Below are 12,946 nucleotides of genomic sequence, written 5' to 3'. Positions count from 1 at the left end.
TGTAGCATTGTCTGCCACGACGATGCCCGTTTTTAGCGGTTTGAGTGGAGTGACATTGAGGACATTTCATGACTTTATTGTATTCCACCTAGCATTACTTTTTCAGCAACGCCAAAAACTCTTCCATTCTCCCCGATAAACTCGTCATACTAGAGCTAGCACTCTTACTTCACCAGCCTTAACGATGTGTGGACGATACAGCTTGAGCGTGCAAGCCGAGAAAATAGCCGAATACTTTGCAGTTAAAGACGTGCCACAGGTGCCGGCGCGTTACAATATCGCACCCACCCAACAAGTCGCAACAGTGTCTCTAACGGATGGACAACCTCACCGGCAGTTTCAGTGGATGCGCTGGGGTTTGATTCCCAGTTGGGCGAAAGATATTAAAATTGGGGCGCGTTTAATTAATGCTAGAGCCGAAACCGTAACAGAGAAGCCGGCCTTTCGCACTGCCTTTAAGCGTAAACGCTGCCTGGTTATTGCCGATGGATTTTATGAATGGCAAAAAGTCGGTAAGCAAAAACAGCCTTACTATTTCCAGATGAAGGACGGTTCACCGTTTGCTTTTGCCGGCTTGTGGGACTCATGGCAACCCCCAGAAGGCGAAACGATTGTATCCTGCACCCTTCTGACAACAGCCGCTAACGAAGTGTTGCAGCCGGTGCATGATCGAATGCCGGTGATTTTGCAGCCTGAAGCCTACACTCAATGGCTTGACCCTCAAAACAAGAATCCAGAAGAACTTTTGCCACTACTGGAACCCTATCCAGAAGCAGCTATGAAAGCTTATCCAGTCAGCACCTTAGTCAATAGCCCCACCAACGATGTGCGCGAATGTATTGAAGAGAGCGCTTAAATTGAGCGGATTTACTAAAAATTATTATCATAAATAATTACAAAAGTGAGGGATAGAAACAGCAAGTTTATTTTATTTTGAATGTTATGAATTTTTCCAAAATTAGAGTATTTAAGGAAGAGATAGCTAGGTAAAATTTATTAGTTTTTTTAGCAATTTCAATTGAATTTAAACCTACTCAAAAAACTTCTAACAAATCCGTATAATTAAACTCTTTTGGCTAAGCCTAATCTTGCTCAAGCAAGGAGTATTAACCGTTTCAAAAACTGCATCGGCTATTATTATTCTTGTGAAGAAGACTTCAGCTATTAGCTTAGAAATCGATTCCCAGGTGGTTAGGCAGTAAGGCTATCAGCCCGTCGCCGGAGATTGAAGTTCCGGGGCAAAACGCTAAATTCAATTGAAACGAACTGAAAGCTTATTGATTTAAAAGCTAAAAAGAAAACACCCCAGCCGATTACTAATCGTTTGGGGTGCTTAAGGATTTGAATTTCATCCTGTTTAGGAATGTTTCAACCTGTAAATGCTTTTTTGCGAGTCAAAATTTTGCATCCACACTTAAGTTTTACTGGTTGAGTTGAGATGTTGTGATCAAGAACTGGGGGCGAAGAAAGTAAGCCGCCCCCAAGTTAGCTGTTTTAGATCAGAGTGAAATCAGCGCTGGTGATTGAGCTGGCTTGTACACCTGTGAGGGTAGCAACCAGTTCGTCGCTGCCGGCAATCTTGATCAAGGTGTCGTTAGCTTGCGCGTCGCTGCCTTGAACAATCGTTAACCCCTCGAAGGTTAAACCGGCAGACAAGCTGAAGGAATCTTGACCGATGACGAAGTCAACGACCGTGTCAGCACCCATACCGGAAGCGAGTGTGAAGACATCGTTACCTTCACCACCGATGAGCACGTCTGCGCCACCGCCACCGATCAGGATGTCATTACCCATGTCACCGTAGACAACGTCATCACCCATGTCACCAGTGATCCAGTCAATGTCTTGACCGCCCCGGATAATGTCGTTACCTTGGCCACCATACAGACTGTCGTTGCCGGTGTTGCCGTTGAGAGTGTCGTTGCCGGCGTTGCCATACACGTCCTCATGACCGTCGCCGCCAGCGATTGCGTCACCGCCTTCACCGCCCAGGGCAGTGTCAGAACCCATGTCACCCTCGATCATGTCATCACCGAGGTCGCCAGAACTCATGTCATCGCCTTCGCCAGACAAGACAGTATCGCTGCCTTCACCGCCGTAGGTCGTATCGTTACCTGTACCGGCATCGATGGTATCTGCGCCCTCGTTGCCGTAGCCAGCGTCGTCACCGTCGCCACCGAGGATTGTGTCACTACCGCCACCGCCGAGGCAGGTGTCTTCACCGGCATCACCCGTGACGATGTCGTCACCCTCATCACCCATAGAGGTGTCGTGGCCTTCGCCACCGAGGACTGTGTCAGCGTCGTCTCCACCTTCAACGATGTCATCGCCAGTGCCACCGTCGATTACGTCCTCACCCTCATCGCCAGTGCCCATATCGTTGCCATCGCCACCGACGATAGTGTCAGCGCCTTCTCCGCCTAGGCAGGTGTCATAGCCACCGTCACCCTCGATTACGTCGTCGCCTTCATCTCCACTACCGGCATCGTCGCCGTCGCCACCGCCTAGTGTGTCATCGCCTTCTCCACCAGTGCCGGTGTCGTTGCCGGTGCCACCTTCAACTGAGTCGTTACCGTCGCCACCGCCTAGAGTGTCATTGCCTTCGCCACCATCAACGGTGTCTTCGCCTTCTGCGCCTTCGCAGGTGTCATCGCCTTCGCCACCATCAACAGTGTCGTCACCGATACCACCATCAACAGCGTCATCGCCTTCGCCACCATCAACAGCGTCATCGCCTTCGCCACCATCAACGGTGTCTTCGCCTTCTGCGCCTTCGCAGGTGTCATCGCCTTCGCCACCATCAACAGTGTCGTCACCGATACCACCATCAACGGTGTCGTCACCGGCCTCGCCACTGGCGTCATCGTCGCCGTCGCCACCTACGATGGTGTCAGCGCCATTTCCACCTTCGCAGGTATCGTTGCCGGTATCACCCTCGATTGTGTCGTCGCCTTCGCCGCCATCAACGGAATCGTTACCTTCACCGCCGGAAGCAATATCGTTGCCGACACCACCGATAACTGTATCGTTGCCGACATCCCCGTCGAGATCGTCGTCACCGTCGTCACCGTCGATCACGTCGTCGCCTTCGCCGCCGGTAGCAGTGTCGTCGCCACCACCACAATTTAAGGTGTCATTGCCGGCTCCGCCTTCGATGGTCTCATCGCCTTCGCCACCGCCGAGGGTATCTTTACCGCCGCCGTTACCGCCGCCGTTGCCGCCGCCGTTGCCGCCGCCTGGGAACTCGCCGCCGGTTGCACCACCGCCTGGGAATTCACCGCCGGTTGCACCACCGCCTGGGAAGGTTGGACGAGGAATCCCACCGCCATTGCCGCCACCGCCAACAGTGTCTTCGCCGCCGCCACCGCCAACAGTGTCTTCGCCGCCGCCACCGTCTACAGTGTCTTCGCCGCCGCCACCGCCAACAGTATCTTCGCCGTCGTCAGTGTTGAGGTCTTCGATTAAGGCTTGACCGACTTCCTCCTCACGCCAATCTTTTTCGGGGTCGATATATTCGTCAATGGTTTCCGCTGTTCCGACGGCACCTGTGACTTTGAAGATGATGTCGTTGTAGTCTTTATCTGAGTTTTCGTTACCAACATACACGTCTTCCATGACGAAGACGCTGCCTTCGCCGGTGACATCAGCAAGTTGGCCCACCTGGAAGGCATCATCTGGGTTGGCCGTAGCCATCGAGAACAACGGATACTTGTCACCGTCAGGGGTAGCATCTTCAGCGAGTTCTTGCACTGTACCATTGGGCACCAGCATGACGCCAAATTTACTGCCGGCAGTCATTTCAAAGGTTTTCGGCCCTGCATATTCTCCTTCATTGAAGTTTTCTTCCCAAGGCAGGACTCCCTCAGATTTGGCTCCTTCTGATCCGTCTTTGATTACTACATAACCTTGAGCCGAGTTGCTTGCAGCCCGAGTAGCCGCTTCTTGGATAAATTCTTCGGAACCTGGTTCATACTCTTCCATTCCTTCCAGGTTGAAGATGCCGACTTCGCCGGTATAGCTGCCGCCGTCCCATTCAAAGCTGATGCTGACTTCGCCACTTTCTCCAACTACGAAGGTTCCAGATTCAAATGTGGAGTTGCCGCCTGGTAAGGTGCTGGTGCCTTCGCCGCCTGGTAAAGTGCTGGTGCCTTCGCCGCCTGGTAAAGTGCTGGTGCCTTCGCCGCCACCCAGGGTGTCGTCGGTGCTGCCTGGTAAGGTGCTGGTGCCTTCAGCGCCACCTAAGCTGTCTGTGCTGGTGGTGCCTGGTAAACTGCTCTCGCCGGAGGTAGCAATGATGGTATCGTAGTCGACGGCGCCGCTTAGAGTATCGCTTTCGCCGCCGGGTAAGGTGCTGCCACCTGTTGTGTCTTGGCCGGTGCTGCCGTTTAAAGTATTGGTGCCGGTGCTGCCGCCTGTTGTGTCTTCGCCCGTTGCTGTCATAACGGCTGTCTCGTCAACCGGCTCGGTGGTGGGGGTTGGCTCGGTGGTGGGGGCTGGCTCGGTGGTGGTGCCTCCGCTGAGACTATCGTTGGTGGTGCCGGTTAAGGTATCGTTCGGTTCCATGTTGAATCTCCCTTGATTGACTCTTCTATTAGGATTTGATATTGGCTAGATCAGCCTTAGATGCTAATACCCTAAGATGCTCGCTCGTTCTTAGTTACTTCTTAGAAAAGAGCGTTTTAAATTGCCCTTTCCCCTCAAGACGCGTCCGATTTATAAATGTTTCCCCGTTTCAAAAAAAATATTTTAAAGAAACGGTAAAGCTTTAACCAAGAGGTTTTCGAGCTTTTCTGCTAATAAATCTTTCCCTCGGACGACCTTTAAAAATAAATGTCCCTTACTTCAATATTTAACAGCATTACAGCAAATTAGGTTTCAGTTAATATACCGATTTATTGCAAGGAGTTTGGCTCAATATAGGTGTTTACTAAGTGGTTATATTGTGCTTCAGTTAATATGCGGAAGCCTTCTATAAAGTTTTCTTTAAAATTTCAGTAACCTTACTGAGGTACTTTGCGTAATTTCAGAATATTTTTTTTTAAATTTTCTGGCTGAATGAGAGCTACAAATGAAGAAATCAAAGATTTTGTTTTATATATGCAAGTTAACAAGCGATAAAAAGCTTTAAAAGCCTAGTCAAATAGAAAAGTAAATAGGGAAAGAATCGCAAAATAAAAAAAGAAGGGCTGGAGATAGCCGGCAAAGTCTGTCGGCTAGCGGCGATCAGCTACAAGCCGTTGAAAACCTCACCGTGCTATCGGACGAAAAAAACCAACCAGCTACGGGCTGGTTGGGGTTATTGAGGATTTTGGGGGGCGGGCAGGAAGATTGGCAGTCCCTGGTAAACGCCCGCCGGCAGGGACGACCTTAAATTAGCAGTGCTAGAGGAGAGTAAAATCAGCAGTGGTGAGGGAACCGGCTGGCATTCCAGTGATAGAGGCTAAAACTTCATCAGTGCCGGCACTCTGAATTGAGGCGGCTGGGGGTTGGGTGCCGGTATCTTGAGGTGCGCTGAGCTGGGTTAATGTTAGACCATCAGCTAATCCGACTAAGTTTTCACCGGCAATAAAGTTTGCAATGGTGCCAGTGTCGATGCCGGCTGCTAGTCCCGAAGGATCTTGGCTGCTGGGGATGATGTCGTTGCTTTGAACTGATGTCAGGCTATCGTTGCCGGCATTAGCCATAACCTCTACTGTGCTACTGCTGCCGGTGAGGGTGTCTTCGTGGGTGCTATCAGGAAGGTTAACCGGCTGTTCACTGACAGTTTGTGTGTCGGTGTTGTCACCAGTTGAGCCAATTTCCGGGGTAGTAGTGACAGTTGGTGTGACGGTAATCTCTATAGTTGGGTCAGTTTTTAGGCTGGCGGCGTCTTCTTCTGAGTTGTCTGTTGCCGGCACATCTGGCGCGAAGGGGTTCTGAGTATCCTTAACGATGGCTAAGAGTTCTCCGGTTGGGGTGTATTTAATTAAAGTGTCGTTGACATTGATATCGCTGCCTTGGGTAATGGTGAGTTGGTTGAAACTCAGATCGCCAAGGAAGTTGAAGATGTCCTTCTTGAAGTCAAAGTTGTAGATGGTGTCGATACCTGCACCAAGTTCCAACAGAATGGTATCGCTGCCGGTGCCGGCATATATATAGTCATCGCCTAAACCACCGTTGAGGATATTGTTGCCTTTCTCGGCGTTGAGGGTGTCGTTGCCGGTATCCCCGTTGAGGATGTCGTTGCCGGTGCGACTATATAATAGGTCGTCACCGTCGTTGCCAAATAAGCTGTCATTCCCCCCGCCGCCGATGAGGGTGTCATGGTTGTCGCCTCCGTTGAGGAGATCATTGTCTTTGCCACCATCAAGGAAGTCGCTGCCGGCATCGCCATTGAGCGTATCTTGACCATCTTGACCTTTGAGGGTATCGTCTCCTTCTAAGCCGCTGAAGGTGTTGGCTTGCGTATCACCGATAACGGTGTCGTTATAATTGGAAGCTTCAAGATATTCCACGTTGCGGATGCGATCACCTTCGGCATCGCCAAATGAACAGGGTTTTGGTCCCAGATGCACTGAAATGCCAAGGGTTGAGGTGCGGTAAGAAAGTGTGTCAATACCGGCACTTCCATCTATTGAATCACTGCCGGCACCCCCGATGAGAAGATCGTTACCATCGCCGCCGTTGAAGGTATCTGCACCTTCTGCTCCATCGAGAGTATCGTCATCGGCATCTCCAGCGAGCACATCATTGTCTGCTTCTCCATAAAGCCGGTCATTTCCGTCGCCACCGCTAAGGATATCGTTGCCGGTGCCGCCTTTAAGGATATCTTCACCAAGTTCGCCTGCTAAGTTGTCGTTGCCGTCTTCGCCATTGAGTTGATCGCTGTCTTCTGCGCCGACGAGGTTATCGTTGCCAATGTCACCGCAAAGGGTATCTTCCCCAAGTCCACCTTTAAGGATGTCGTTATGATCGCCACCGTTGAGAATGTCGTTGCCTAAACCACCCTGAAGGATATCGTTGCCGGCTTCTCCAAGAAGGGAATCATCACCGGCATCGCCTAGGAGTTTATCATTGCCTTCGCCACCGAGAAGGCTATCTGTGCCATCGCCGCCGTCGAGGTTGTCGTTGCCGATGCCACCGAGAAGGCTATCTTCACCGGCATCTCCGAGGAGTTTGTCGTTGCCTTCGTCTCCCTTGACAAGGTCATTATCTAAACCGCCATTCATTGTGTCATTGCCGGTGCCGCCGTAGAGGGTATCGTCACCGCCTCTGCCGTCGATAATGTCGTTGCCGGCTAAACCGCTGAGAATATTTGCACCGCTTTCGCTGTTATTTCCATAACCCCCAGAGTAGCGACTTGAGTAGGAGGATTTGTCAAAAGTTGCAGAACTGTAGCCGTAGAGAGTGTCGTTATATTGGGAACCTTCAGCGTTTTCTATGTCGCAGAGAGTGTCGCCTTCGGCATCGCCTGACCAAGCTTTTTGCAGTTCGAGATCGACGCCAACGCCTTGGGATGAGGTGTGATAGGAGATCGTGTCGTCTCCTTCGCTGCCGTCTAGGATATCGCCACCGGCACCACCAATGAGGGAGTCGTCGCCTTCTTCGCCTTTGAGGGTGTCTTTACCGGCTTCTCCATAAATCGTGTCGTCACCGGCATTGCCTTCGAGTTTGTCATTGCCGGTATTTCCGTTGATAAAGTCTTGACCTTCTTCACCTGTTATGCAATCGTCGCCGGTGCCACCATTCAGGGTGTCATCGCCGCCATCGCCTTGCATTTTGTCGTCACCGCTATCGCCATTGAGGAGGTCATTGTTGTCTCCCCCACTCATTTTGTCGTTGCCGGTGCCACCATTTAGGGTGTCTTCGCCTGCGTCGCCTTGCATTTTGTCATTGCCGGCATCTCCGTTTAAGGAATCGTTATCTTCACCACCGCTAATATTGTCGTTATCTTCGCCGCCATTGATGGTGTCGCTGCCGACATCTCCTGTGATCTCGTCGTTGCCGGCATCTCCGTTCAGAGAATCGTTATCTTCACCACCGCTAATTATGTCGCTGCCATCACCGCCATTAATCGTGTCGCTGCCGGCTTCTCCGATGAGGGAGTCGCTGTTGTCGTTGCCGTTGAGAAGGTCATTACCGATACCGCCACTAAGCGTATCGTTGCCATTGCCACCATTAATAAGGTCGTCGCCGGCTTCTCCGTAGATGCTGTCTGCACCGTCGTCGCCGCTGAGGGTGTCGCTGCCGGTGCCGCCAAAAATGGTATCTTGACTTTCGTTGCCATTTATGGAGTCTGCATCATCGTTGCCAAGAAGTTCGTCTTGGCCGGCACCTCCGGTTATCGTGTCGCTGCCAAGTCCCCCGTAGACTTTGTCATTGCCGGTATCGCCGCCGAGGAGATCGTTGCCGGTTTCTCCGTCTAGGGTGTCGTTGTTTTGGCCACCGCTGAGGGTGTCTTCGCCGTCGCCGCCATTGAGGCTGTCATCGCCGGCATTGCCGCCTAATAAGTCGTTACCTTCTTGTCCGAGGAGGAGATCGGCTTCGGTTCCACCACTGAGGGTGTCGTTGCCGATACCGCCTTCGAGAGTATCTTCGCCGGCATTACCTGAGAGGAGGTCGTTCTCTTCGTTGCCATAAAGTTGGTCTTGACCGGCACCTCCATTTATAGTGTCATTGCCGGTGTGTCCGATAAGGGAGTCGTTGCCAAGATCGCCGTTAAGGGAGTCGTTGTCGGCGTTTCCTTCTAAGGTGTCGTTATCTTGTCCGCCAAAGATTGTATCGTCACCGTCGTTGCCTTGAATAGTGTCGTCGCCTTCATTGGCAAATAATTGGTCGTTATTTGCCTCACCTTGTATAGTATCGGCTTCACTGCCGCCGAGGATGATATCTTCGCCGCTACCGCCTTGGATACTATCTTCGCCACTATCTCCAAAGATGCGATCACTGCCATCTTGTCCGAGAATCGTATCTTGGTTTTCGCCACCGGAAACACTATCCTCTCCCTCTCCCGCTTCGATGGAGTCGTTGCCGGCATCTCCTGTAATGCGATCGTCGCCGGTTTGTCCGTGAATGGTATCGTTATCTTCATTTCCATTGACGATATCGTTGCCGTCTCCCGCTTCGATGGAATCGTTGCCGGCATCTCCTGTGATGCGATCATCCCCGGTTCCTCCGAAGATGGTGTCAGCGTCTTCATTACCGTTGACAATATCGTTACCATCTCCCGCTTCGATGGAATCGTTGCCGGCATCTCCTGTGATGCGATCATTGCCTTCATTACCTTGGAGGGTATCGCTATCATTTCCACCACCGATCAAGTCGTTGCCATCGTTCCCTAAAATTGAATCGGTGCCGGCATCCCCACTGAGAATGTCATTGTTTTCATTACCTTGGATGGTATCGCTATCGTCTCCACCAGAAATGCTGTCGCTACCTTCATTACCATCAATAGAGTCGTTGCCGGTATTTCCTTCAATTAAGTCTTGACCAAGATTTCCGAAGATTAAGTCATTTCCGTTATCGCCGGTAACGGTATCATTTCCTCGTTCCGCAAAGATGGCATCATTGTCACCGAGTCCGCGAATGCTATCATTGCCGGCACCTCCAGTAATAGTGTTGATGCCGTCATCGCCATGTATTTCATCGTTAAAGCGCGAACCAACAACATTTTCATTGCCGGTGACAATATCTTGTCCACCAAAACCGTCTGTTGCTTCTTGGTTGAGAAGATGAACGTAAACGCCGCCATTGTCGCGCCGGAAACTAACGGTATCGATACCATCGTTGCCGTCTAAAATATCGTTGCCACTACTACTGATAATCAGATCGTTGCCGGTTTTGCCTTGGATTTGGTTATCAGCATCATTGCCGGTTAGGATATCGTTGAAGTTAGAACCGATACTGTTTTCTAACCCAATAACAGTATCTTCAGTTCCATAACCATCATCTGCACGCGCCGCAGCAATCTCAAAGTCGGGTTCTAGGTCAAAAATGCCTGGTGTGGTTTGATGATTGTAATTTAGGTTTTCATCGATATTGACGATAACCCCACTGGGTGCTGAGTTGTAGTCAACTGTGTCGGAACCTTCGCCACCATTAATCGAGTCGTTGCCGTTTTCTGCCAGGATCGAGTCATTGCCGGCACCTCCATTGAGGCTATCTGTGCCATCTCCACCACTGAGGTGATCTTCCCCATCTCCCCCATCGAGGTTATCATCTCCAAGATTGCCGGTCATTGTATCGTTGCCGGCGTCTCCAAAAATCTGGTCTTGATCGTTACCTCCATTCATTGAGTCATCGCCTAGTTGTCCATATAGAAGGTCATTGTTGTCTCCACCTTCTAATGTGTCATTGTTATCTCCACCTTCAAGGAAATCCTCACCCAAATTACCTTGAATATAATCGCTACCATTATCTCCACTAGCGTGATCAGTGCCATCTCCACCGGCTATGAAATCATCGCCATCTTCACCATAGATGATGTCATCTTCTGAAGCGCCATCAATAAAATCATTCCCACTGCCGGCATATACCATGTCATCATCAGAGCCGGCATATACTAGGTCGTGACCATCTCCGCCAAAGATTCGATCCCATCCACTCCCCCCAGATAGCACATCGCTCCCGTAACCACCACCTAGGGAGTCATTCCCCTCACCACCAGTAAATTCAACTGGAGTAAAGACATTAGTAAGTTGAATAACAGTATCACCTTGACCTCCATTAGCAACTAGCTTGCTAAATCCGTTATATTCTTGTGTAAAACCAAAAGCAGAAACCCTAATAGTTTCAGTTTTTAATTCACTAGACTGGTTACTCGCTAGAATAAATGGAGAGGAACTACTAGGATTTAACGCATTAGGAGAGGCAGCTATTACTGAGTTTGATGTACCTTCAATCTTAAAATTTTCATAGTCGTCTTCTGTAAACATCCTTGAACGTTCATTTGCGTGCGCTCCCATGTTAATTTGCAATGTACCATTGCCAAGATTTGCAGCAAGCGCTGGAGATCGTTCTATTAACATTGTACTTGTATCAAAACCACCTAATTTAACTTTTGGACTTTCCCAAGTCCATCGCTCTCCCAATCCCAGCTTTGGCCATCCTACTTCTGCGTAAGTTTCTAAACCTGCTGTAAATTCACCACCCATATCGAAGATGCTAAGTGGGTTTGTTACTAATGCCAAATTCAGTTCAGAACCCCGAACTTTGCCATCAGGTATACTATCTACGAGTTCAGCCCACATATTACTATAGATACCTCCACCAACACCCCCTCTAGCAACAACTGCTTCTAACGCCCCAAAAGCTTTTATACTGGCATCAATTTTAGCTTCAGGTGTATCTGGGTCGCCCACATAAAATCCATCAAAAATACTGATAGGATTTTGATTTTCTTTAAACTGTTGAAGTCCGTAAGTATCAAACCCAAAATTAAAGTCTGCTTGTGCGCTTACATCTCCTTGAAGCGTAACACCTATGGGGCCAGTAACAGGAAAATATCTGTCAAATTCAAATCCAGCTTGTAACGCTGGCATATCATAGGTAAAAAGCTCAACAGGTTTTCCAAGAAAAAGATTAAAAGCTGTTAGAGGATTTTCTATTAATGGAAATTTAGCGCCTCCACCCGGAAGCATTTGTAAATTTGTCACCAAACTTCCATAGCCTCTTTGTGGATCATTAGGAAGTTGAGAAATTGGATTTGGAACTTCTTGAGTGACATTAGGAGCCACATCCTTTAATTGTAAGTTATTGTCTCGAATATCTGCATCACCCAGGTTAAAACTTCCCAAATCCACAAAGAATTCCTCACCTTCTACAGGTATTGGAATTTGATTAATTAAATTATTAAATTCAGCAAAATTAGCCAAAATAGAAACATCTAACTCAGGAGCAAATGCCTGCATTAAATCTAATAAAGTAATTTGATTATCTTGATTAACATCAAAAATACTTGCCCCTAGAGCATTTAAAAGAGTAATATCCTTTGTTAGCGCTTCTGTATATGGCCCCAAAGGTTTAGTAACTTGTTGGACTCCGGTAAGAATCGGTCGAGCAAAGTTAGTAAAAAATTCGCCTCCATTAAGTTTAATACTTTCAAATGATATTTCTGGCTTACTTCCCCAATCAATAGAACTTGAGCTTGAACTGATAATAGCATCTAACAAAGACCAGTTAAGATGAAAATTTGAAGCTAGGGATGGTAATAATGTAGAGCCATTAAAACTGCTTATGAGATCCAAGTTTAAGTCTACATCACCCTCCAGCTTTGCTGTTATATCTGAATTATCAATCCTGTTGTTAAAGTTATTATCTGTCCAATCAATAGAAAATTTATTAATTAATTTTGTGGGATCATCTGTTTGATCTGTCACTTCAAGCTGAAGCAGTCCAAGTTTTCCTATGGCTTTTAAATTAGGAAGTGAAGCTGTTAAATCGATTGTCAGTTCATCCCCAGCTATTGGATCAAAGAAAAAACCCGTATCAGTGTTTACCCCAAAACGAAATATTAAGTTGTAACCTAAATCTGCTTGTGCATTTCCATCAATTTTAAAAGCCAATCCAGGTAAGCCCATATCTGCACCAATAGGTATTTCAAATACTGGATTAAAACTATTTATTTTAACCTCAAATAAAACGTTATCTTCAGAATTTTGAACTAAATCAATAGCAACCACACTGCTACTATCACTAACTTGTTCAATTGCTTGTTCAATTGCTTCAGGTGTAAAATTATTAGAAATTGAGTTAAGCTGGTTAACAATATTTTCTCGTAATTTATCGATAAAAGTCATTGTGGAAGAAGTGGATAACTCAGTTCCAAAAAAAGGTAAATTGCTTTGGAAAACTTCATTTGCTACTGAATTATGAACACTACTAAGAAGGGTATTTAAACCACTAATTACTGTATTAAGATTGTTTCCTTGATAAGCCATTGTTGTGTCCTCTTTTTTTGGGTAATCAA

The 12,946-nt window shown here is 48.2% G+C and carries 3 protein-coding genes; 1 reads left to right on the top strand and 2 read right to left on the bottom strand.

Annotation, left to right across the window (positions count from 1 at the left end):
• The first annotated feature begins 184 nt into the window (after positions 1 to 184).
• Positions 185 to 856, top strand: coding sequence for an SOS response-associated peptidase (locus H6F73_RS15550; RefSeq protein ID WP_190759581.1), 672 nt, complete (start codon positions 185 to 187; stop codon positions 854 to 856).
• Positions 857 to 1,494: 638 nt separating this feature from the next.
• Here H6F73_RS15550 and H6F73_RS15545 read toward each other — a convergent pair.
• Together H6F73_RS15545 and H6F73_RS15540 are read right to left on the bottom strand one after the other, a co-directional pair.
• A complete protein-coding gene (locus tag H6F73_RS15545) occupies positions 1,495 to 4,563 on the bottom strand; it encodes a DUF4114 domain-containing protein (RefSeq protein ID WP_190759580.1) in 3,069 nt (1,022 codons plus the stop codon).
• A gap of 818 nt (positions 4,564 to 5,381) precedes the next feature.
• Entirely contained in the window at positions 5,382 to 12,917 is a 7,536-nt protein-coding gene (locus tag H6F73_RS15540) for a calcium-binding protein (RefSeq protein WP_190759579.1), read from the bottom strand.
• Positions 12,918 to 12,946 lie beyond the last annotated feature (29 nt).

It is taken from the genome of Microcoleus sp. FACHB-68 (assembly GCF_014695715.1).
Taxonomy (GTDB): domain Bacteria; phylum Cyanobacteriota; class Cyanobacteriia; order Cyanobacteriales; family Oscillatoriaceae; genus FACHB-68.
This window is presented reverse-complemented; position numbering and strand designations above follow the sequence as displayed.

What these genes read in the sequence shown, in the direction of transcription:
- H6F73_RS15550 (WP_190759581.1), top strand. Translation starts at nt 185, where the DNA reads ATGTGTGGACGATACAGCTTGAGCGTGCAAGCCGAGAAAATAGCCGAA.
- H6F73_RS15545 (WP_190759580.1), bottom strand. Translation starts at nt 4,563, where the DNA reads ATGGAACCGAACGATACCTTAACCGGCACCACCAACGATAGTCTCAGC.
- H6F73_RS15540 (WP_190759579.1), bottom strand. Translation starts at nt 12,917, where the DNA reads ATGGCTTATCAAGGAAACAATCTTAATACAGTAATTAGTGGTTTAAAT.